The sequence below is a fragment of the Pseudorhodoferax soli genome (genome assembly GCF_003337555.1).
In the GTDB taxonomy this organism is placed as follows: domain Bacteria; phylum Pseudomonadota; class Gammaproteobacteria; order Burkholderiales; family Burkholderiaceae_C; genus Pseudorhodoferax; species Pseudorhodoferax soli.
The window spans coordinates 168,188-190,499 of sequence record NZ_QPJK01000002.1 but is presented as its reverse complement, the minus strand read 5'-3'; the positions used below and the strand labels follow the sequence as shown (position 1 = coordinate 190,499).

Annotated in this window: 18 protein-coding genes and 1 riboswitch; of the genes, 6 read left to right on the top strand and 12 right to left on the bottom strand. The window is 69.2% G+C overall.

What is annotated here, in order from left to right:
- Positions 1 to 45: 45 nt before the first annotated feature.
- From ribD to DES41_RS07510, 9 genes are all read right to left on the bottom strand, one after another.
- Entirely contained in the window at positions 46 to 1,143 is a 1,098-nt protein-coding gene (ribD, locus tag DES41_RS07550; RefSeq protein WP_114467778.1) for a bifunctional diaminohydroxyphosphoribosylaminopyrimidine deaminase/5-amino-6-(5-phosphoribosylamino)uracil reductase RibD, read from the bottom strand.
- Positions 1,144 to 1,180: 37 nt separating this feature from the next.
- Entirely contained in the window at positions 1,181 to 2,926 is a 1,746-nt protein-coding gene (locus DES41_RS07545) for a pilus assembly protein (protein WP_114467036.1), read from the bottom strand.
- Entirely contained in the window at positions 2,923 to 3,612 is a 690-nt protein-coding gene (locus DES41_RS07540; protein ID WP_114467035.1) for a pilus assembly protein, read from the bottom strand. The genes DES41_RS07545 and DES41_RS07540 overlap by 4 nt, the downstream gene beginning before the upstream one ends.
- Positions 3,613 to 3,620: 8 nt before the next feature.
- Positions 3,621 to 4,349, bottom strand: coding sequence for a PilW family protein (locus DES41_RS07535; RefSeq protein ID WP_170168122.1), 729 nt, complete (start codon positions 4,347 to 4,349; stop codon positions 3,621 to 3,623).
- A 16-nt stretch (positions 4,350 to 4,365) separates the two neighbouring features.
- Positions 4,366 to 4,860 carry a type IV pilus modification protein PilV gene (pilV, locus tag DES41_RS07530; protein WP_114467033.1) on the bottom strand — a complete coding sequence of 165 codons (495 nt, stop codon included), beginning with the start codon at positions 4,858 to 4,860 and terminating at the stop codon, positions 4,366 to 4,368.
- Entirely contained in the window at positions 4,854 to 5,384 is a 531-nt protein-coding gene (locus tag DES41_RS07525; RefSeq protein WP_147282814.1) for a GspH/FimT family pseudopilin, read from the bottom strand. Before DES41_RS07525 ends, pilV begins: the two co-directional genes overlap by 7 nt.
- 107 nt (positions 5,385 to 5,491) lie before the next feature.
- On the bottom strand, positions 5,492 to 5,941 hold the full coding sequence (nrdR, locus tag DES41_RS07520; protein ID WP_114467031.1) for a transcriptional regulator NrdR: 450 nt from the start codon (positions 5,939 to 5,941) through the stop codon (positions 5,492 to 5,494).
- 26 nt (positions 5,942 to 5,967) lie between these two features.
- On the bottom strand, positions 5,968 to 7,212 hold the full coding sequence (gene glyA, locus DES41_RS07515; protein WP_114467030.1) for a serine hydroxymethyltransferase: 1,245 nt from the start codon (positions 7,210 to 7,212) through the stop codon (positions 5,968 to 5,970).
- Between the two features lie 34 nt (positions 7,213 to 7,246).
- Positions 7,247 to 7,401, bottom strand: a riboswitch (ZMP/ZTP riboswitch).
- 34 nt (positions 7,402 to 7,435) lie between these two features.
- The gene (locus tag DES41_RS07510) at positions 7,436 to 8,281 is read right to left on the bottom strand and encodes a lytic transglycosylase domain-containing protein (RefSeq protein ID WP_114467029.1); all 846 of its coding nucleotides are present in this window, start codon (positions 8,279 to 8,281) and stop codon (positions 7,436 to 7,438) included.
- A gap of 582 nt (positions 8,282 to 8,863) precedes the next feature.
- Here DES41_RS07510 and DES41_RS07505 point away from each other — a divergent pair.
- Together DES41_RS07505 and DES41_RS07500 are read left to right on the top strand one after the other, a co-directional pair.
- Positions 8,864 to 12,442 carry a DUF748 domain-containing protein gene (locus DES41_RS07505; protein ID WP_114467028.1) on the top strand — a complete coding sequence of 1,193 codons (3,579 nt, stop codon included), beginning with the start codon at positions 8,864 to 8,866 and terminating at the stop codon, positions 12,440 to 12,442.
- A gap of 73 nt (positions 12,443 to 12,515) precedes the next feature.
- Positions 12,516 to 15,269: a DUF349 domain-containing protein gene (locus tag DES41_RS07500; RefSeq protein ID WP_114467027.1), complete on the top strand. Its 2,754-nt coding sequence runs from the start codon at positions 12,516 to 12,518 to the stop codon at positions 15,267 to 15,269.
- 88 nt (positions 15,270 to 15,357) lie between these two features.
- Here the strand turns inward: DES41_RS07500 and efp are convergent, their stop codons facing one another.
- From efp to DES41_RS07485, 3 genes are all read right to left on the bottom strand, one after another.
- Complete coding sequence (efp, locus tag DES41_RS07495; protein WP_114467026.1) at positions 15,358 to 15,912, bottom strand: elongation factor P; 555 nt, start codon at positions 15,910 to 15,912, stop codon at positions 15,358 to 15,360.
- Between the two features lie 132 nt (positions 15,913 to 16,044).
- On the bottom strand, positions 16,045 to 17,076 hold the full coding sequence (gene earP / locus DES41_RS07490; protein WP_114467025.1) for an elongation factor P maturation arginine rhamnosyltransferase EarP: 1,032 nt from the start codon (positions 17,074 to 17,076) through the stop codon (positions 16,045 to 16,047).
- The gene (locus DES41_RS07485) at positions 17,073 to 17,972 is read right to left on the bottom strand and encodes a LysR family transcriptional regulator (RefSeq protein ID WP_114467024.1); all 900 of its coding nucleotides are present in this window, start codon (positions 17,970 to 17,972) and stop codon (positions 17,073 to 17,075) included. Before DES41_RS07485 ends, earP begins: the two co-directional genes overlap by 4 nt.
- Before the next feature lie 116 nt (positions 17,973 to 18,088).
- Here DES41_RS07485 and DES41_RS07480 point away from each other — a divergent pair, with 116 nt between their 5' ends.
- From DES41_RS07480 to DES41_RS07465, 4 genes are read left to right on the top strand one after another with little or no spacing between them, the layout of a single operon-like run.
- A complete protein-coding gene (locus tag DES41_RS07480) occupies positions 18,089 to 19,291 on the top strand; it encodes a CaiB/BaiF CoA transferase family protein (protein WP_114467023.1) in 1,203 nt (400 codons plus the stop codon).
- Positions 19,288 to 20,265: a hydroxymethylglutaryl-CoA lyase gene (locus tag DES41_RS07475; protein WP_114467022.1), complete on the top strand. Its 978-nt coding sequence runs from the start codon at positions 19,288 to 19,290 to the stop codon at positions 20,263 to 20,265. Before DES41_RS07480 ends, DES41_RS07475 begins: the two co-directional genes overlap by 4 nt.
- A 32-nt stretch (positions 20,266 to 20,297) precedes the next feature.
- Positions 20,298 to 21,272 carry a Bug family tripartite tricarboxylate transporter substrate binding protein gene (locus DES41_RS07470; protein ID WP_114467021.1) on the top strand — a complete coding sequence of 325 codons (975 nt, stop codon included), beginning with the start codon at positions 20,298 to 20,300 and terminating at the stop codon, positions 21,270 to 21,272.
- Between the two features lie 26 nt (positions 21,273 to 21,298).
- Positions 21,299 to 22,267: a Bug family tripartite tricarboxylate transporter substrate binding protein gene (locus DES41_RS07465; RefSeq protein ID WP_114467020.1), complete on the top strand. Its 969-nt coding sequence runs from the start codon at positions 21,299 to 21,301 to the stop codon at positions 22,265 to 22,267.
- The last annotated feature ends 45 nt before the right edge of the window (positions 22,268 to 22,312 follow it).

Sequence of the window (22,312 nt, the reverse complement as noted above, 5' to 3'; positions counted from 1 at the left end):
GCCGCGTATTTTCGCAGGCTTTGCGCCTGCGCCGGGCGCGCGGGGTCAGATCTGGTCGCGGCCGGGGATGCGGGCGAGGATGCGCAGGTCGGCGCCGACGCGTTCCACGGTGCCCCATTCCAAGGCCAGGGCCTCGGCGAGGTCGTCCAGCGGACCCAGGCGCGCCATGCCCATGCCCTGGCCGATCAGCTTGGGGGCGAGGTAGACCAGCAGCTCGTCCACCAGGCCCTCGCGCAGCAGCGAACCGTTGAGTTGGGTGCCGGCTTCCACGTGGACTTCGTTGACCTCGCGCGCGGCCAGGTCGTGCAGCAGTGCGGCGAGATCGACCTTGGCGGCGGTTTGCGGTGTCTGGCCCGGGAGACGGATGACCGTGGCGCCGCGTGCGCGCAGGGCCTCGGCCTTGGCCGCGTCGTCGCTGGCGGTATAGATCAGCAATTGCCGCTTGGGGGCGAACAGATTGGCCGTCAGCGGCAGCTGCAGCCGGCTGTCGACCAGCACCAGATGCGGCTGGCGTGTGCTGGGTACCAGGCGCACGTCCAGCAGCGGGTCGTCCTGCAGCACAGTGCCAATGCCGGTCAGCACGGCGCAGGCGCGCGCGCGCCATGCATGGCCGTCGGTCCGGGCGGGCGTGTCGGTGATCCATTGGCTGCGGCCATCGTCCAAGGCGGTGCGGCCGTCCAGCGAGGCGGCGATCTTCATGCGCACCCAGGGCTGGCCGCGCAGCATGCGGCTGAAGAAGCCGATGTTCAGTGCGCGCGAGGCGGCGCCGCCCGGTCCGCACTCGATCGCAACGCCGGCCGCAGCGAGACGGGCCAGGCCCTGGCCTGCCACCTGGGGGTTGGGGTCTTCGCAGGCCGCGACGACGCGGGCCACCCCGGCTGCGACCAGCGCATCGCAGCAGGGGCCGGTGCGGCCATGGTGGGCGCAGGGTTCCAGCGTGACCCAGGCGGTGGCGCCGACCACCGAATGGCCTCGCTCCTGTGCGTCGCGCAGTGCCATGACTTCCGCGTGCGGCCCGCCGGCCTGTTGTGTGAAGCCGCGGCCCAGCACGCCGCCCTGGGCGTCACTGAGCACGCAGCCGACGCGCGGGTTGGGGTTGGAAAGGGTCAGCGCCTGTTCGGCCAGCGCCAGTGCCTCGGGCATGAAATCGGGGGTCACGCGCCGGATTGTCAGGGATCGCTCAGGGCTGTTCGCGCCAGCCGGCCCGTGCACCCACCGTCGTGCCGGTGCGCAGCGCCAGCTGCTGGCCGTTGGCGGAGCGCAGCAGAGCTTCACGACTGCCGGGGCGGCGCGACAGCAGCGCCGGTCCGGTCGGCACGCTGGCCATGGCCAATGGCTGCGCCTGCAGGCCGGCGTCGGCCAGCACGAAGGGCGGCTGAGCCGGCGGCATGCCAGTCAGCAGGTTGAGCACCGATACCCAGGCGCGCCCGGCGCTGCGCGGCTGTGCGCCGCCGACGGGCACCACGCTGCGTACCAGCAGCTTGTAGCCCTCGAACAGCTGCGGGTTGTGCAGCACGCGCTGCCCAGGGTGCGGCAAGTCGATCCACCAACCGCGCGATCGTGCGGCGGTTTCGGGCTGCACCAGCTTGCGAATGTCGTGGTAGTCCGTGCCTTGCGAGGCACTCGCGTCGCCGTAGGCCAGCGCGCTCAGCGTGTCTGGGCGCCGGCAGGCGGCGTTTTCCGGTTGCAGCGGGTCGGATGGGCCGCGGTCGTGCACGCCATACAGCGATTGCGGGTCCGCGACGGCGCTGTCCTGGTCGAGCAGATGGCGACCGGTCCCGAACACCAGCATCCATCCGCCCTGGGGATGGTGTTGCGCATAGGGTGCCGTGGTGATGGGCTGGCGGCGGCCTTGCGCGTCGCAGGCCGTGAAGACACGGCTGGCGCGCCAGTCACTTTCGGTGCCGCCCATGTCGAAGCGCCACAGCTGCCCCTGCAGATCGCCCGCGTAGGCCAGGTCCATGCGGCCGTCGCCATCGGTGTCGAGCAACCTCGGCATGGCCAGGCCGTTGCCGCCCGCGTAGGCGCACGGCGCATCCGCCATGCAGGGAGACAGGCGCAGCAATTCGCGGGCCTGATCGAGGTACTGCACCAGCAAGACAGGCCGGCCCGCGGTGCTGAAGTAGCCATTGCCGATCACCAGCGCCCAGCGGCCGTTGGCCATCTGCACGATGTGGCGGGCACGGTTGGCGTTCGCGTCGTCGAGCACGGCAGGGGCGTGCAGCTGGCCGATGTCGGCGTCCGTCCCGTCGGTGGTGTCGGCGACGACGAGATCGGTGGCGCGGGCCGATGCGAAGCGGTCGGGCATGCCCACATCCAGCACCACATAGCCCGGCCCGCCCAGGCCGAGCCCGGCCACGAGCAAGCTGCGCGGCGCGGCCTGGGCGCCAACTGGGGCGTCGCCACCAAACACCGGTCCATCGACAGCTGCCATTCCGGACCGGCGCTGCAGTCGGCGTGGCAGATACGCCAGCAGCTCGCTGCCGTCGTCGGCGGCAAACCCGTGCAGCATGCCGTCGGTGGCGCCGGCATAGACCATGGCGCGCCCTCCTGGCACGCCAGCGCGCCCCGCGACGAACCACAGGTTGGCGTTGCGCACTGCTCCCAGCGCCGCGGCCCCGTATTGGTCGGCCAATGCGGTCCAGGCGGCGCTGCCGCGCTCCACACCGGCGCTTGCCAGGGTGCGCGATGCACTGCCCAGGCCTTGCAGCCGCGCGGCAGCGCTCCACCGTGGATGGCTTGCCGCGGGGCTGTCCAGAGCCTGCACGTCGCCGGCGGCGTTGTCGTACCAGCCAACGAAGATCTGTTGGCTTTGCGTCTGGCTGCCCGAAGCCGCGACGATGGCGCTGGCCTGCGGCTCTGCAATGGCATTGGTGGCGAGCACGCTGAGCAAGGCAGCGCAGGCGCACAGGGGCAGTCGTGTCATTGCAGCTGGCTTCTGGGATAGGGAACGAACAGGCTCCTGAGAACCACCTGCGTGCCTGGCTTGTGGCCTTCGGCCAGCGCAGTGATGCGGTAGACGAAGGGGCGTGCCGGGTCTGGCAAGACTTGCTGCAGGCTTGTCGGGGCCGTTCCTTCGCCGTGGAACAGGAAGATCTCGACCCAGTACCGACCGCGCATGCTGGTTGCCGACCCTGCGCCATCGCTCGGCCGGGTGAACTGTCCGAGCCGGGCGCCGAGCGCTTCTGGCAGCGCCGCGGTGCTGGCCAGGGCATGGAGGCTTGCAGGCGCGCAGATGCCGTCGCGGCATGGCACGGCGGCGCCGACCTGAAGCAGGGAACGCACCTCGTCGAACTCCTCCGTGTCCTGTGGGAAGTAGGGCGCCGCGGCGACCGATGCCGTGCCGCGTTCACGGCAGCCGATGAAGCCGCTTGCGGTGCGCTGCGACCCCGCGGCGCTGGGCTGGCAGGGCGCATCGCCATGGCGCCCGAGGATGTCGGCTTCGGCATCGAGCAGCAGGGCCTCCGCCATGGCATGCGTGCGCAGCCGGTCGGACCGGTGTCCCGCCACCATTTCGTACAGCAGTCCGGCGCGGGCACTGGCCAGCACTGCAAGGCCGGCAAGTACCAGTGTCACCATCACGCTCAGAAGGGCGATGCCACGCTCTTGCATGCTTGACCTCACGAACCGGTAGGGTGGATGTTGCGCAGGCTGAACGTGGCGTACGCCACGCGGTGCAGCCTGCCGTCTGCGGCCTGGTCCACCCCCTGACAGTTGCGCACGCTCGCCGCCTGTGGATGGAGGTGCTCGCCGCGCAGCTGAAGGCAGATCTGGACTGCGGCCACATCGGCCCACCGACCGGCGAGCCCATCGGCATCGACGAACCGGAACTGGTCGCCGCCCGAGCCGGTCGAGCGCACGCCATAGAGGACCTGGAAGTCCTCCACGCCGTCCACAATGATCTGGCTGCCGCTGGCCGTCTGTGCGCCCAGGCAGCGCAGGCTGCCGCCGGCTACGGAGAAGCGGCTGTCCATGCGGATGCCTCGGGCTGTGGCGTCAGGGCGGTTGCCGAGGCAATCGTGTGCCTCGCCGTCGTCCTGTCGACTCGTGCTCAGCGTGTCGGGTTTGCCCGGGCTGCCGTTCTCTCCTTGCACGGCGAAGCCGCTGGCAGCATGACCGTCGAACGCGTTACTGAAGCGCACGCTGCCATCGGTGTTCTCCACCAACTCGACGGCGCCGGCCTGCCGCAGCTGCTGGCCGATCGCATGAAGCGCGATATCAGCACGCTGCTGCAATAGGAGGGCGTCGCCGTGGACGGTGGCGCTGGCCTGCACGAAAGCCAGCGTCCCCATCGCAGTCAGCACAACGCCCAGGCCCACCGCGAGCGCCACGATGAGCTCGAGCAGCATGCGGCCGCTTTGCCGCTCAAAACGGGACGTAGGTGACATGGCAGCTGCTTTGCGCGGGGCAATCGAGGTCCGTCGGCTGCGCCAGGACGTTGGAGTGGGGCGAGCGCCAGGAGATCGCAATGCCCATCTGCCGACTGCTGCCGGCTGCAAACACGTGCGCATCGCTGGCGGGCAGCGCTCGCGCCAAGGCATCGCGCCATGCGGACAAATCGGCGCGCGCCAGTGCGCTGCCCAAGCAGGGGGCGCTGCGGCAATCTGCCGGCGCCGGACGTTCGCCCCAAGCCAACTCGTAGCTGCCGCTTGCTGCTGCGCCGCGATTGAAAAGCATGCGGTCCGCAAGATCTTCGGTCAGAAGAATCGCCATGCTGCGTGCGGTGGTTTCGCGGCCGTCTGCCAGATGCCGCGCCTGGGTCCAGGCCAGTGCGCCGATGCCAACCGACAGGACGAGCATGGCCACCAGCGATTCCAGCAGGGTGATACCGGTCTGGCGTGTGCGACGGCGACTCAGCATGTGGCCGCCCCGTTGACGGTGCGCACACGCCCTGTGCGGTTGATGCACAAGACGGTGGTCATCGATGTGGCTTGCGTCGCTGGAGTGATGACGAACTTGTGCGCAACCAGTGTAGGTACGCCGTTTGGACCGAACTCCATTGCCGCTCCGCCGCCCGGGTGCGCCAGTCGTACACCGGGCGGCGGCATGAAGGTCTGCAATGTTCGTGCTTCGCCCGGAAGCGCCGCTTCCACATCCCAACCGCAGTCCCAGTCGTGGATGGCGGCTAGCAAGGCGCCGCAGTCAGTGCGCCGCTGCAGTTTGACCTGGACGTTGCGCCGCACCGCCTCCCAGCGTGCCACCTGCATTGCGCTGGACAGTTCCGTGCGTACCATGCCCATGCGCTGGCGCAGCAGCAGATCACGCCACGCAGGTCCGGCCAACGAGACCAGAACTCCGGCGATCAGCAGGCAGACCATGGTTTCGACCAGGGTGATGCCCGCAACGGCGCGGTACGCGCCAACCTTCAGACGAAAGAAGCTCATGACAACCTCGCAGCGCAATGGCAGGGAGGCAGTCTATGGATTCAACTGCTTACAAAGAAGGTAGAAAATTCACAACGAAGCGCTTTGCATACGATTCGTCGAATTGTTCAGCGTTTGACCTCGTCCACGAGTGTTTTGAACTCCTCGATGTCAGCGAAGCTCCGGTAGACGCTGGCAAACCGCACATAGGCGACTTTGTCGAGCTTCTTCAACTCGCGCATGACGAGTTCGCCAATGGACTGCGACGGAATTTCGCGGACGCCGAGATTCAGCAATTTCTCTTCGACGCGCTCGATCGCCGCGTCCATCTGCTCTGTACTGACGGGCCGCTTGCGCAGCGCCAGCGCGAAGGAAGAGCGCAGCTTGGCCGGCGCGTACTCGGTGCGCCGACCATCCTTCTTGACCACGGCCGGAAAGCTCACTTCGGCGCGCTCATAGGTTGTGAAGCGCTTGTCGCAGCCGGCGCAACGCCGACGCCGACGGATGAAGTCGCCGTCTTCCGAAACCCGGGTCTCGGCGACCTGGGTCTCGGCGTGGCCGCAGAAGGGGCACCGCACGGCGGACCTGTGCTCGGCTTTACGGCTCAGCCGTACACCGGGAAGCGCTGCGTCAGTGCGGCGACTTTGGTGCGCACTTGGGCCAGGTTGGCTTCGTCGCGTGGGTTGTCCAGCACATCGGCGATCAGGTGGGCTGTGGCGTGGGCCTCGTCCGTGCCGAAGCCGCGCGTGGTCATGGCAGGGGTGCCGACGCGCACACCGCTCGTCACCATCGGCTTCTCCGGGTCGTTCGGGATGGCGTTCTTGTTGATGGTCATGTGTGCGGCACCGAGCACGGCCTCGGCTTCCTTGCCGGTGATGCCCTTGGCCCGCAGGTCGACCAGCATCACGTGGCTTTGCGTGCCGCCACTGACGATGCGCAGGCCGCGCGCCGTCAGCGTCTCGGCCACCACACGGGCGTTGTCGAGCACGCGCTGCTGGTAGGCCTTGAACTCGGGCGCCTGGGCTTCCTTGAAAGCGATGGCCTTGGCGGCGATCACGTGCATCAGCGGGCCGCCCTGCAGGCCGGGGAACACGGCGCTGTTGATGGCCTTCTCGTGCTCGGACTTCATCAGGATGATGCCGCCGCGCGGGCCGCGCAGGCTCTTGTGCGTGGTCGAGGTCACCACGTCGGCATGCGGAACCGGGTTGGGATAGACGCCCGCGGCGATCAGGCCGGCATAGTGCGCCATGTCGACCATGAAGATTGCCCCGACATCGCGCGCCACCTTGGCGAAGCGCGCGAAATCGATGTGCAGGCTGTAAGCCGAGGCTCCGGCGATGATCAGCTTGGGCTTCGTCTCGTGCGCGCGGCGTTCCATCGCGTCGTAGTCGATCTCTTCCTTGGCGTTGAGGCCGTAGCTCACCACGTTGAACCACTTGCCGCTCATGTTCAGCGCCATGCCGTGGGTCAGGTGGCCGCCTTCGGCCAGGCTCATTCCCATGATGGTGTCGCCCGGCTTGAGGAAGGCCAGGAACACAGCCTGGTTGGCCGAGGCGCCGCAATGCGGCTGCACGTTGGCGGCGTCGGCGCCGAACAACTGCTTGACGCGGTCAATGGCGAGTTGTTCGGCCACGTCCACGTACTCACAGCCACCGTAGTAACGGCGGCCGGGATAGCCCTCGGCGTACTTGTTGGTGAGCTGCGAACCCTGCGCGGCCATGACGGCGGGCGAAGCATAGTTCTCGCTGGCGATCAGTTCGATGTGGTCTTCCTGGCGGCGGTTTTCGGCCAGGATGGCGGCGTACAGCTCGGGGTCGGTTTGTTCGATCAGGATGTTGCGGTCGTACATGGCAGTCCTCAGAGGTATGGCCTTGTATCAGTACAAGGGCTGCCCAGGCGAACGGCTGAACGCGGGGGTCACGAGGATCCTGCGGTACGCTTCCCAGTGGTTGTCGAGGAGCTTGTGAAAGTCCGGCTGTTCCACGTCAGCATGCGGTCTGCGCTTGACCGTTGCCTATCGCCAGTTGCGTACGGCGCTAGTGTAGCCGAGCCTCCGGCCCGGCTGCCCCGCTTCAGGAAGCGCTCTGGGACAGCGACAGCAAGGTGTCGTCGGCCTTGGTCTGGACCGGGGCGAGCTGCGGTTCTTCGGCAGGCGCAGCTGCCGGGATCACGCGTGGCTCTGGCGGCGGCAGGGCACGGCCGGTGGCCACCTGGAACAGCCGTGCATGTTCGGCCAGCACCTTGAGAGCGTAGTTCTGGCCTTGTTCGCCGAGGCCGTCGCCCACGTAATGACGCAGGCCGCCTTCGATGGAGCCGGCGCGTGCGATGCATTCCTGCAGCACCTTGACGCCGACCTTGAGGTTGGTGACCGGGTCGAAAGCCGCCAGCGTACCGCCGAAGCGGTCGTACTTGGCGGTGTGCACCCGCGTCATGACCTGCATCAGGCCCTGGGCGCCGACGGTGCTTTGCGCAAACGGGTTGAAGCCCGATTCCACAGCCATGATGGCCAGGATCAACGTCGGATCCAGCTTGGTCTGACGGCCCACCTCGTAGGCCTCTGCCACCAGCGCGCCCAGCGGCTCGGGCGCGACGCGGTACTTCTTGCTGAGCCAGAACGCCACGGCCGCCTGCTGCTTGGGCAGCTCTGCCGGGTTGGTGGCGGTGGCGCGCTCGATCGCACCGGGCTCCGAGGGTTGCCAGGCGGCTTCGGTCGTGGCGATGTGGCGCTCCTGCAGCCAGCCCATCAATTCCACTTCCGCCGACTGGCGCAGGTCAGGACGTGCAAGTGCGGTGCCCGCGCACACCACGACGACCAAGCCCAGCAAGGCGAAACCGTTGTGGGTGATCTCGAAGAACCCTTGGGCGACGTCGGACGCGAACGTCCTCAGCCCTTGCCCGATGTTCTGTAAAAGCTCCATAGCCTTCCTTCTCTCAGAAGCCCGCCGCCACGGCAGGAGAGCTGGGCGGAAGGCTTGTCGATCGGATGGGGTCCATGTCCGGAATCGCTGAATCCTGCGGAAGGATGCGATTGCTTGGCCTAGTGGCACTACGGGAAAACCCCAGGGGCCCCTGTTGGGGCTGGCGGATTCTAGAAGTGGCTTTAATAACAAGTCAAGAATATAAAATTCAATCGTTATTCTTCTGGGGAATTTTAAAAGTGGATGCAGTGGGCCATTTGTGTCAACACAAAGGCGTCAATGGCGAACACTTTTGTCATTGAAACGCCAGCTTTGCCAGAGTTCAAAGCGGCGACTAGAGTGAAGGCGCTTGCCTAACAGCGAGCATCTCACCGGTAGGAGCAGTTCCGCGGCATTCGTGCCAAAGGTTGCAGCCCCGGTAACCCCTCGGAGGCAATACCTTGCCTCCACCGCACGGCGGGACATTGACCTCCGGCCTGCGAAAACGGCGGCGAAAGACGATGAGTCCGCTGCCCGGCCCGGCGTCCAGGATCTTCCTGGCGCCGGGCTTTCTTGTTGGTGCCGGCGCAGTAGGATGCCGGCATGCTCGCAGCGCTCCGCTCCCGTATTTCCCTCAGGCTGCAGCGCCTGATCCTGGCGCTACTGGGCCTCGCCTTTTTCTGGAGCGCCGGAATGTTGTGGGTGCCGTGGCTGCTCAAGCCCCAGGCCGAGCGCGCCATCGGCGAGGCGCTGGGCCGCAGCGTGCAGATCGGCACGGTGGAGTTCCGCCCCTGGAGCCTGGAACTCACGCTACAGGATCTGGCCGTGCGCACCCAGGACGGCGCGGGCGATCAGCTGCACGTCGGCCAGATCTACGTCAACGCGGCGCTGGACTCCCTCTGGCGGCTCGCGCCGGTGCTCGATGCACTGGAGGTGAGCCAGCCGCGACTTCGGCTGCGCCAGCAGTCGCCCGGCCATTACGACATCGACGACATCCTGGCGCGCCTGTCGGCGCCTTCGGACAAGCCTCCAGGCGAGCCGCCGAAGTTCGCCCTCTACAACTTGGCGCTGATGGACGGGTCCGTCGAGGTCCAGGACGACGTGGTGGGACGCCAGCACAGCCTGCGCGGGTTGCAGCTGGGTTTGCCCTTCCTCAGCAACCTGCAGGCCGACCGCGAGATCCAGACCCAGCCGCGGCTGGCGTTCACGCTCAACGGCAGCGCCTTCGACTCTTCAGCGCAGAGCACGCCGTTCCTGGATTCACGCAAGACGGCGGCGCACTTCTCCATCCGTGGTTTCGACGTGCAGCCCTACCTGCCTTACTGGCCGCAAGGTCTGCCGGTCAAGTTGCAGGCCGGTGTGCTGGAGGCCGATCTGGCCTTGGATTTCGAGCAGACACCGGCCGCCTCCGTGGTCGTCAAGGGCCGGCTGGGCCTGCATGGCCTGCGCCTGCATGACGTCGGCGGTGGCGAGCTGCTGCAGGTCGAGCGCATCGCGCTGGACGTGGCCGAACTGCGCCCGTTGCAGCGGGTGTTGCGGCTCGCCTCGCTCCAGATCGATGGACCGCAGTTGCGCGTGGAGCGCGACGGCGGTGGCCAGTTCAACCTGCTGCCTGCTGCGACAGCGGCGGCCGAGCCAGCGCCCGCCGCCGAGCCGGCCGCCCCCGCGCCGGCCTGGTCGGTGGTGCTGGACAAGGCCGCGCTGCAAGGCGGACGTATCGCCTGGCGCGACCAACTGGCAGCGCCCGGCGGGCCGCCGGCCGAACTTTCGGTGGACCAGTTGACGCTGGCGCTGCAGGACCTGGCCTATCCCTTCGCGCACCCGATGCGCTTGCAGGGCTCGGCCCGGATCGGTGGCGCCGCCGCGTTGGCCTTCGAGGGCAGCGCGACCGACAAGGCCGCCGATCTCCAGGCCGCGCTGGACAAGGCTCCGCTGGAACTCGGCGCGCCCTACCTGGCGGCTGTGTTCAAGCCACGCCTGAAAGGCGAGCTGTCGGCGCGCGTGGCGCTGGCCTGGAAGGCCGAGGGCGGCCTGGTGCTCAACGCCGAGCAGCTCAGCGTCACGCAACTCGCGCTGGCCACGGCCGAGCCCACCGACATCCGCAAGCTCGAGGTGCGCGACGCCCGCGTCGACCTGGCCAACCGGTCCGTGGATGTGGGCCGCGTGCAGGTGGAGCGGCCCCGCCTGGCGCTCGCGCGCGATGCCAAGGGGCGCTGGATGTTCGAGGACTGGCTCGTGCCCGCGCGCGCCGAGGCCCATCCCGCACCGGCGCCAGCAGGCGCACCCTGGCGCGTCGGCCTGCGCTCTGTGGAAGTCGACGAGGGCGCGTTGGGCTATGCCGACCAGTCCACCGCCAGGCCGGTCGCGCTGGCGGTCTCGGCGCTGAAGCTGCGCGCTGGCCCCGTGCAACTCGATCAGCGCGCGCACCCGGTGCCCGTGGAGTTGTCGGCCGCTGTCGCCGCCGGCAAGACCACGCCAGGCAAGCTGTCGCTGCGCGGCCAGTTGGCGCTGGAGCCCCTGGTGCTGCAGGCTGATCTCGACCTGCAACAGCTGCCGCTGCACGCGCTGGAGCCGTACTTCGGCGAAGCGCTCAACGTGCGGCTGCAGCGCGCCGACACCAGTTTCAAGGGCAGCCTGCGCTACGCGGCGCAGAGCGGCGGCCCTGCGTTGCGCGTCGCGGGCGACCTGGGCATTGACGACCTGCGCGCCCAGCAGGGGAGCGGCGACACCGCGCAAGCCGCCAACGGACGCGACCTGCTGACCTGGAACACGCTGCGCCTGCGCGGCCTGGCGCTCGAGATGGCGCCTGGCGCGGCGCTCGCCTTGGCAGTCAAGGAAACGGCTCTCAGTGATTTCTACGCGCGCGTGATCGTCGACGAGACCGGCCGCATCAACCTGCAGGATCTGGTCAAGGCCGCGCCCGCGGATGCTTCGGCGGCTGCTGCGCCGGCCGCCCCGGCACCCAACATCCGGTTCGGGCCGATCCAGGTCCAGGGCGGCCGCGTGTTGTTCTCCGACCGCTTCGTCAAGCCCAACTACACGGCCAACCTCACTGAGCTGCAAGGCCGGCTCAGCGCCTTCGATTCGGCCGGCGCCGCTGGCGGCCAGCCGGCCATGGCCGACCTCACGCTGCGCGGCCGGGCCGAGGGCACGGCCTCGCTGGAGATCGACGGCAAGCTCAACCCCCTTGCCAAGCCGCTGGCCCTGGACATCCGCGCCAAAGTACGCGACCTGGAGCTGCCGCCGCTGTCGCCGTACTCCGTCAAGTACGCCGGCCACGGCATCCAGCGCGGCAAGCTCAGCGTGGACCTGCATTACGAGGTGCTGCCCAACGGCCAGCTCACGGCCAGCAACAGCCTGGTGTTGAACCAGCTCACCTTCGGCGACCCGGTGCCGGGCGCGCCGGCCAGCCTGCCCGTGCGCCTGGCCACGGCCCTGCTGGCCGACCGGCATGGCGTGATCGACCTGAACCTGCCGATCCAGGGCTCGCTGAACGACCCGCAGTTCAGCATCGGACCGGTGATCCTGAAGATCCTCGGCAACCTCATCCTCAAGGCCGTGACGTCGCCGTTCAGCCTGCTGGCCAGCGCCTTCGGCGGTGGCGGCGAGGAGCTCGGCCAGGTCTCCTTCGCGCCGGGCGTCGCCACGCTCGACAAGGAGGCCGAACAGCGACTCGGCAAGGTCGCACGTGCATTGACCGACCGGCCGGGCCTCAAGCTCTCGGTGATCGGCACGGCCAGCCCCGAGGCCGAGCGCGAGGCCCTGAAGCGCGCCCGGCTCGGGCGCATGGTGCAGGCGGAAAAACGCCGCGAGGTCGTGGCTGCGGGCCAGCCTCTGCCGGCGCAGGGTGCAGGCGCGCCGCCTACCGTGGTCAGCGCCGAGGAATACCCCGCCCTGTTGAAATCGTTGTACGCCCGGGCAGAACTGGCCAGCAAGCCGCGCAATGCGTTGGGCGTGGCCAAGGAGCTGCCGTTGGCCGACATGGAGGCGCTGCTGCTGGCCGACATGCAGGTCTCCGACGAATCCGTGCGCAACCTGGCCGTGCAGCGCAGCGTCGCTGTGCGCGACTACCTGGCCGCGCAGCAGGTTCCGTTGGAGCGCCTGTTCCTCGGTGCGCCCCGCACCGTGGCGTCCGAAACCGGCTGGTCACCGCATGCGGAGCTGGAGCTGGCCACGCCCTGAAACCACAGCGCAGCGGTACCGGCGCAAAACCAGCGAAAATAGCGGGCTTGGCGCGCCGACCGGTGTGCCCCTCATGGATCCTGCGGCCGCCCGACTTGCCGAGGCGGCCGCTTCTTTTCGCAGAACACCCGTGGTGACAACGACTCCTTCCAAACCCCATGACTCCCAGGCGCTGGACACCCTGACCGGCGGTGCCTTCTCCGCGCCGACCTCGGGCGAGCGCACTGCGCGCATCCGCGACTGGCTGGCTGGCAATCCCGATGCCGAGCTGATCCAGCAGGTATTCCAGGAGCTCAGCGTGCGCGACCGCGGCGCTGCCAAACCGCTGCGCGAGAAGCTCGACGAGATCAAGCGTGCGCGTGGCCGGGAGGCCATCGCGGCGGAATGGGCCACCAAGGCCCAGGCCTTGCTGGAACTGCCGCGCCTGAACATCGCCGACGCGATGGCCTGGCAGCGCGACGCGGCCAAGGCCGGCGCGCCGCTGTCCAAGGAGCCCCTGTCCGCGCTCAAGACCCAGTTGGCCGAGCGCGTGCGCGGCATCGAGGACCTGCAGCACCGCGTGCAGGTGCAGCGCGAGGCAGCCGTGCTGCTGGCGCAGCGCATCGAGGTGCTGTCGACCAAGCCATGGCAGGACGCACTGGCCGCGCTGGAGGCCCTGCGCACCGATGTCGCCGCTTGGCAGCAACAGGCCGACACACTGGCGCAGGACACCAACTGGCCCAGCGTGGACGGCAAGTTCCCGCCGCTGCTGGACGCATCCAAGGCCCAGCTGCTGGTGGTCTGGGACGCTTTCCAGGCTTCACTGGAGCAGGCCCGCCTGGCTTCGGAGAACGCCGAGGCGCCGCTGCCGCCCGTGCGCGTCTGGGCCGATGCACTGCGCCTGGCGCGCGGCGAGGTGCCCGAGCCCGTGGCCGCACCGGCCGCGGCGCCCAAGCCGGCGCGTCCCGCCGTCGATCCCGCCCAGCGAGAGCAGGCTGAGGCGCGCGTGAGCGAGGCCCTGGCCAAGCTGCAGCAGGAAGTGGCCGAAGGCCACGGCAAGGCCAGCAGCGCCGCCGCGACCGCGCTGCGCGCCGTGCTCAAGGACCATGGCCGCCATGTCGGCGACAAGCTCGAGGCTGAAGTCCACACCGCGCTGGTCTCGGCCGGTGAACTGGAAGGCTGGCAGCGCTGGCGTGCCGACCAGCTGCGCGAAGAACTCGTCATCAAGGCCGAAGGCCTGCTCAAGCGGCCCGAGGGCCATGCGCTGGGCGGCCGCAAGATGCAGGACACGCTGCGCCAGATGCGCGAGCAGTGGAAGCAGACCGACCAGGGCGGCGCCGCCAACCACGCCCTGTGGAAGCGCTTCGACGAAGCCTGCAACGCCGCCCACAAGGTCGTCGAAGAGTGGCTGGACAAGCGCAAGACCGAGGCTGCCGAGCACAAGGCCCAGCGTCTGGCGTTGCTGGAGGAGCTCAAGGCCTGGGGCGCGGAACATGCCGCCTCCACCGACTGGAAGCTGCTGGGCCGTTCCCTGCACCAGTTCGACAACCGCTGGCGCGAAGCGGGGCATCTGGGCGAAAAGGCCTTTGCCGACCTGCAGAACCAGTGGAAGGAAGCCATCCAGGCCGCTGCGGCTCCGCTGGAGCAGGCGCAACAGGCAAGCATCGACCGTCGCCGCGCCTTGATCGAGGAAGCCAAGGTCCTGGGCGCGGCCCCCCTGCTGCGCATCGACGCCGTCAAGGCGCTGCAGCAGCGCTGGCAGGCCGAGGCGCAGACCATTCCGCTGGAACGCAAGTTCGAGCAGAAGCTGTGGGACGCCTTCCGCAAGCCGATCGACGAAGCCTTCCAGCGCAAGACCGAAGAGCGCGAGAAGGCCGCCGGCGCCATGAGCCAGGTCGACCGCGCCGTGCTGGACGCGGCCCGTGCGGTGGAAGCCGCCAACGCAAGTGGCGACGCTCAGAAGATCCGCAGCGCACTGGCAGCGCTGGAGGCCGCCACACGTGGTCAGGCTGCTGCCGCTGCTGCTGCGGCGGCAGTGCCCGCGGCTCCTGTGGCCACGTCCGCGGGCACCGAAGCGCCTGCAGACGCAGCAGCCACGCCGGCCGATGCGCCTGCCGACGCAACGCCCGAAGGGGAAGTCGCTGCTGACGCCCCTGCGCCCGCACCGGCACCCGTGCGCAAGCCCGTGGTGGCCATGCGCGGCGACGACCGCCCGGGCATGCAGAAGACCCAGCCCGCCCCCGCACGCGGCGGCGCGCGCTTCGGCGACCGTGACCGCGGCCCTGCGCGCCCCGGTGAGAACCGCTTCGAACCGCGCCGCGACGGCCGCGATGGCCGTGACGGTGGTCGCTTCGGCGACCGCCCTCCCATGGCAGACCGTGGTCCGCGCCTGGGTGATGCCGCTTTCCGCGCCCAGCGCGATGCCATGGAACACGCGCAGGCCGCGCTGCGCAAGCTGGCGGCCCAGGCCCATGGCGAAGTGCTCACCAATCTGCTGGGTGCTTGGGAGAAGCGCGAGCCAGAGCAGGTGCCCAGCGCGCAGGAACTGGGCGCTGGGGTGAATTCGGCGGTGCGTGGCCAGTGGGTGCAGAGCATCTCGGCGCCCGCCGGCGATGGCAAGGCCGCTGCCGAGGCCCTGCTGCGCCTGGAGATCGCCGCCGAGGCGCCGACGCCGGCCGAGCAGATCAGCGCCCGCCGCATGCTGCAGCTGCAGTTGCTGACGCGCCGCAACGACCCGTCGCCGGCCCAGACCTGGGCGCAGGACACTGCCAAGGTGCTGGCAAGCCCCTACGACGCCGGCACCGCCAGGCGGGTGCAGAACGTGCTGAAGGTGCTGCTCAAGCGCTGATCCGGTGCTTGCGAGATCCTGCGCCTTCGGTGGCGCAGGCAACAAAAAAGCGCCCTCGGGCGCTTTTTTTGTGGGGGGAGCCGCTCGCTCAGACGCGCTTGCGGTATTCGCCCGTGCGGGTGTCGATTTCAATCTTGTCGCCCTGCGCCACGAACAGCGGCACCGGCACTTCGAAGCCAGTGGCGATCTTGGCAGGCTTGAGCACCTTGCCCGAGGTGTCGCCCTTGACGGCCGGCTCGGTCCAGGTGATCTCGCGCTCGACGCTGGTCGGCAACTCGACCGAGATGGCCTTGCCGTCGTAGAACACCACTTCCAGCTGCATGCCGTCTTCCAGGTAGTTCAGTGCGTCGCCCATGTTCTCGGCTTCGACTTCGTACTGGTTGTACTCGGTGTCCATGCAGACGTACATCGGGTCGGCGAAGTACGAGTACGTGCAGTCCTTCTTGTCCAGCACGATCTGGTCCATCTTGTCGTCGGCCTTGAACACCACTTCGGTACCGAAGTTGGCGATCAGGCTCTTGAGCTTCATGCGCACGGTGGCGGAGTTGCGGCCGCCGCGGCTGTATTCGGTCTTGAGCACGACCATCGGATCCTTGCCGTGCATGATCACGTTGCCGGCGCGGATTTCTTGAGCGATCTTCATAAGCGTTCTGCAGAGAGGTTGGGTGGCCCGTGCCGCCCATGGTTGCAGGATGGCGCCGGGGCGCAACCCTGTACTCTGTGGGCTGCGTCAAGGTTGCGAGTTCCGTTGCGAAATTTCGCAAAGCCTGCGATTTTATCGCTTTTCGGCAGCGAAGTCGCGCAGCTGGCTGACGAGGTCGGGCTGGGCGAGCAGCCTGTCGCGCGCCGCTTGCACGCAGGCACGCCATTCGCCGAGCAGGGCGGCACTCAAAGGCGGCAGTTCGGGAGCAGCCAGTCCGTTCCAGGCGGCGTGGAAGGCATGCAGCGAGGGTGGCGCCTGCAGCCAGTCTAAAAAGGCTTGCAGCTTGTCGTGGTGGGCGCCATCGTCCTGCGGGTAGATCTGCCAGACCAGGGGCTGGCCGGCCCACAGCGCGCGCACCAGTGAATCTTCGCCGCGCACGCAGTTGAGGTCGCAGGCCCACAGCAGAGCGTCGAATTCCGGCTGCGGCCGGGGCGCCAGCCAGTGCAGGCACAGGCCGGGCGGGTGGGGCAGGGCGCGCACCGCGGCGCTGGCGCGGCCCGGCGTGACCAGCAGCTGGGCGCCGGCCATGGCCACGCGCTGCAGCAGCGCCGAGAGCGCCGGCGGTTCGTAGCAGAACAGCGAGACGACCAGATCACCGGCCGCCAGGCCCTGCTGGCGGCGCCAGGCTGGCCCGTCGAACGCGGCCTGGCGCTGCAGCAGGTCGGGCTCGCGCAGCAACCCGCCGGTGTCGGGCGTGAAGCCAGGGTAGTAGAACCAGCGCGTGCGGCCCGCGGCCGGCCCGGCCATCAGCGGCGAGGGCAAGGCGTGGCAGCGTGCCACATAGGCCTCGGCCGAGAGGTATTCGAGGTTGATCCAGACCGGCGGTTCGGCGGCCTGGCCAAACGCTTGGAGCCAGGCCATGGGCGGCTCGCAGCCGAAGGCCTCGACCACGACCTCGCCCAGGCCGCCGGCCGGCGTTGCCTGGGGCCACGGGTGTACCTGCACGCCGGCCCGGCCCTGCGGCGCCATCCAGGCCAGCGCGCTGGCGTCGTCGCACCACAGGTGGACCTGTTCACCCCGCGCCGCCAGATCGGCCGCGAGTCGCCAGCACACGCCCAGGTCGCCGTGGTTGTCCACCACGCGGCACAGGATGTCCCAGGTCATGCCGCCACGCCCGCATCGGTCTGCAGGTGCTCGACCAGCAGCCGCGCCGCGCCGCCGGGCTGTTCGTCGGCGCGCAGGCACAGCATGAGCCGGCGCCGGGCCCAGGCTTCGTCGAGCGCCACGAGCCGGATCGACAGCGCGCTCTTGTAGATCTGCGCACTCCCGCGCGGCAGCACGCCCAGGCCCATGCCGGCCGCGACCATCAGGCACAGCGCGTCGTAGCCCGAAACCTGCATGCGCAGCCTGAGCGGCAGACCGGCCTCGGCGGCAGCACGCTGCAGCTGGTGGTGGATGGCGCTGCCCGGGTGCGTGGCGACGAGCTCATAGGGCAGCACCTCGGCCAGCCGCACCTGCTTGCGCCGCGCCAGCACGTGGCCGGCCGGCAGGGCCAGCACCAGTTCGTCTTCGCGGTAGGGCAACAGGCGCAGGTGGGCGCCGTAGCTGCCCTCGTTGAGGATGCCCAGATCGGCCGCGTTCTCGGCCACGCTGCGCGCGATCGCGCTGCTGATCTGCTCCTGCAGTTGCACGTGCACGCCCGGGTGCCTGGCCATGAAGCGCTGCAGTTCGCCCGGCAGGAACTGGGTGATGGCCGAGATGTTGGCCACCAGCCGCACCTGGCCACGCAGACCGCTGCCGTACTCGCGCATCTGCAGCGCGATGCCGTCCAGCTCGTGCAGCACGCCACGCGCCAGGTTCAGCAATGCCCAGGCGGCATCGGTTGGCTGCATGCCGCGGTTGCTGCGCGCGAACAGTTCCACCCGCAGCTGCTGCTCCAGTTCGGCCAGGCGCCTGCTTGCCGCCGAGGGGGCGATGTGCTCGCGCGCGGCGGCACGTGCGATGGCGCTCTCTTCCATCACGGCGACGAACAGGCGCAGGGAGACCGGGTCCAGCTTCATGGGCCGCGATCGTAGCCGCCATGCCGGATTGCGATGGCGGCTTCGCGCATCGGGGTTTTGCGCCGGCGGCCGCCTGGCGCATCATCCGCGCCGTTCGCAACGCAGGAGACGAGACGATGGAGACAGACAAGCCGCTGGCCCTGGCCGGTGTGCGCGTGGTCGAGATGGGGCAGCTGATCGCCGGCCCGTTCTGCGGCAAGACGCTGGCCGAGTTCGGCGCCGATGTGGTCAAGATCGAGGCACCCGGCGGCGGCGACCCGCTGCGCAACTGGCGCATGCTGCAGAACGGCACCTCGGTCTGGTGGCAGGTGCAGTCGCGCAACAAGCGCTCGCTGGCACTGGACCTGCGCCAGGCCGAAGGCCAGGACATCGCGCGCAAGCTGATCGCCGAAGCCGACGTGCTGATCGAGAACTTCCGCCCCGGCACCCTGGAGGGCTGGGGCATGTCGCCCGAAGAACTGCACAGCCTCAACCCCGGCCTGGTCATGTTGCGCATCTCGGGCTATGGCCAGACCGGCCCTTACCGCGACATGCCCGGCTTCGGCGTGGTCGGCGAGGCCATGGGCGGCCTGCGCCACCTGACCGGCGAACCGGGTCGCGTGCCGGTGCGCTGCGGCATTTCCATCGGCGACACCCTGGCCGCGCTGCACGGCGCCATCGGCGTGCTGACGGCGCTGTACCACCGCAAGGTCAACGGCGGGCAGGGCCAGGTCATCGACGTCGCCCTGCACGAGGCGGTTTTCAATTGCATGGAGAGCCTGATCCCCGAGTACAGCGCGTTCGGCGCCGTGCGCGAGGCCGCCGGCAGCGCCTTGCCCGGCATCGCGCCGAGCAATGCCTACCCCTGCACCGACGGCTGGGTGCTCGTGGCCGGCAACGGCGACAGCATCTTCAAGCGCCTGATGGCCGCCATCGGGCGCGACGACCTCGCCACGGCAACCGACCTGGCCGACAACGCCGGCCGCGTGGCGCGCGTGGCCGAGATCGACGAAGCCATCGGCGCCTGGACCGCGGCGCGCAGCGTCCCGCAGGTGCTGGAGGCGCTGGGCGCGGCGCGCGTGCCGGCCGGCAAGGTCTACACCGCGCGCGACATCGCCGAAGACCCGCACTACCGCGCGCGCGACATGCTGCTGGCACAGACCACGCGCGACGGCGACACCGTGACCGTGCCGGGCATCGTGCCCAAGCTCTCGGCCACGCCGGGCCGCATCCGCACGAGCGCGCCGCGCCTGGGCGACGACACCGATGCGGTGCTGGCCGAGGCCGGGCTCACCACCGAACAGATTGCGCTGCTGCGCAGAAATGGAGTGATTGCATGAGCAACGACATCTGGCAAGGCGCCGGCCGGCGCATCCATATCCAGGAGGTCGGCATGCGCGACGGCCTGCAGATGGAGCAGGCCTTCGTGCCGACCGAAGAGAAGATCGCGCTGGCCAACGCGCTGTCGGCGGCCGGGCTGTCCAAGATCGAGGTCACCTCGTTCGTTTCGCCCAGCGCCATCCCGGCGCTGCGCGACGCCGAGATCGTGATGCGCGAGATCACCCGTGTGCCTGGTGTGGTCTACACCGCGCTGGTGCCCAACGTGCGCGGGGCCGAGCGCGCCATCGAGGCCCGCACCGACGAGTTGAACCTGGTCATGTCGGCCAGCGCCACCCACAACCTGGCCAACCTGCGCATGACGCAGGAACGGTCATTCGCGGCGCTGGCCCAGGTCATCGCCACGGCGCAGTCCGCCGGCGTGTCGGTCAACGTCTCGTTGTCCTGCGTGTTCGGCTGCCCGATGGAGGGCGACGTGGCGTCTGAGGCCGTGTTCGGCTGGGTGCAGCGCTTCGTCGATCTCGGCGTAGCCGGCATCACGCTGTGCGACACCACGGGCATGGCTTACCCCTCGCAGGTGCAGCCGCTCGCGGCGGCGGCGCGGGCGCGCTGGCCTGGCGTGCTGTTCACGCTGCACTTCCACAACACGCGCGGCATGGGGTTGGCCAATGTGCTGGCGGGCATCGCGGCTGGCGTGGACTGCTACGACACCTCGCTGGGCGGCCTGGGCGGCTGCCCGTATGCGCCGGGCGCGTCGGGCAATGTCTGCAGCGAGGAGATCGTGCACGCGCTGCAACTGATGGGCTACGACACGGGGGTCGACCTGGCGCAGCTGATCGCCGCGGCCCGGCGCCTGCCGGCGCTGATCGGCCACGAGCTGCCGGGCCAGATCGTCAAGGCCGGCCGCCGGCTCGACCTGCACCCCGTGCCAGCGGACTTCGAGGCGACGCGCGTGCGCGCATTGGCGCGCGCCTGAACGATTTTTCGACAACGAGAGGAGACAGAAACATGACGCTTCCATTGCTGACTCGCCGCCTGCTGCTGTCGGCCCTGGCCGCCTGTGCCCTGGGCGCGCACGCGCAAGACGCCTATCCGGGCAGGCCCATCACGCTGATCGTGCCGCAGGCGGCCGGTGGAGCGAACGACGCCATCGCACGCGTGCTCGCGCAGCGCCTGTCCGAACAGCTGGGCCAGAGCGTGGTGGTGGACAACAAGCCCGGTGCGGGCGGCACGCTGGCCACGGCCAACACCGCCCGCGCCAAGCCCGACGGCTACACCTTGCTGGTGACGGCCGACAGCGCACACGTGATCGGCCCCGCGCTCTACAAGAACCCCGGCTTCGACCCGGTGCGGGACTTCACGCCCGTGGCGCCCATCGCCACGGCAGGCTACACGCTGGTGGCCAACCCGGCGTTCCCGGCCAACAACGTGGCCGAGCTCATCGCGCTGGCCAAGGCCGCACCCGGCAAGTACAGCTATGCCTCCGCCGGCAACGGCACGCTGAACCATTTGATCGGCGAGATGCTGCAGAAGGCCGCCGGCATCCAGCTGCAGCATGTGCCCTACAAGGGCTCGGCGGCGGCGGCGGCCGATGTGGCCGGTGGCCAGGTGCCGCTGTCGGTGCAGAGCCTGCCCTCGGTGATCGGCCTCATCAAGGCCGGCAAGCTCAAGGTGCTGGGCGTGGTCAACGAGAAGCGCGTGGCCGCGCTGCCCGATGTGCCGACGATCGGCGAGACGCTCAAGGGCTTCGGCCAGGCGCCCTGGTACGCGATGTTCGCGCCGGCGGGAACGCCTGCGCCCATCGTGGCGCGCCTGCAGGCCGCCGTGGCCAGCGCGCTGGAGCAGAAAGAGACGGTCGAGAAGCTGGCCGGCGTGGGTTGCGAGCCGTTCAAAGGCTCGGCCCAGCAACTGGCTGCGCTGGTGCAGTCCGACTTGCCCAAGTGGGCGCGCGTGGTCAAAGAGACCGGTGCCCAGGTGGATTGATTTTTTGAACACGGAGACATGAACCCATGCAACGCATTCGACGGTCCCTTCTCGCGCTGGCAGCGCTGAGCGCCATCTCGGGCGCAGCCCTCGCGCAGGCCTACCCGCAAAAGCCCATCACCATGGTCGTGCCAACCGCCACGGGCGGCACGACCGATCTGTCGGCGCGCATGCTCGCGCAGGCCTTGACGCCCGTGCTGGGCCAGTCCGTCGTCGTGGACAACAAGGGCGGCGGCAACGGCGCCATCGCGGCCGGCATCGTCAAGCGCGCGCCGGCGGACGGCTACACGCTGCTCATGCAGTACTCGGGCTACCACGTCATCTCGCCCCACCTGACCAAGGCGCACCAGTGGGAGCAGGCCGACTTCCAGCCGGTGGCCAATGTGATCTCGGCGCCGCAGATCATCGTGGTGCGCGAGGGCCTGCCCGTGAAGACGCTGGCCGAACTGATCGCCTATGCCAAGGCCAACCCCGGCAAGCTCAACTACGCCTCCTCGGGCAACGGCTCGCTGCAGCACGTGACAGGCGCCATGCTGGAGCAGCAGGGCGGCATCAAGATGGTCCACGTGCCCTACAAAGGCACCGGCCCGGCCCTGCAAGACCTGCTGGGTGGCCAGGTCGACCTGACCTTCGGCACGGCACCGCCCTTCATGCCGCACATCCAGGCCGGCAAGCTGCGCGTGCTGGCCGTCACCGGCAAGCAGCGCCTGCCCAGCCTGCCCGACGTGCCGACCACGGCCGAGGCCGGTCTGCCCAAGGTGGACGCCACCTCGTGGTTCGCGCTGTTTGCGCCGGCCGCGACGCCTAAGGCCGTGGTCGACAAGCTTGCGGCCGACGCGCGCACCGTGGTGCAAAGCGCGGAGTTCCGCAAGAAGGCCGAGGAGCAAGGCGCCACGGCCGACTACCAGGACCCGGCGCAGCTGGGTGCCAAGGTCAAGGCCGACCTGGCTGGCTGGGCCGGGGTGGTCAAGAGCGCCCGCATCGAAGCGGAGTGAGCGCAGCGCCGGGCCGCCCCAAGCAAGCTCGCGCCCCTTCGCCGG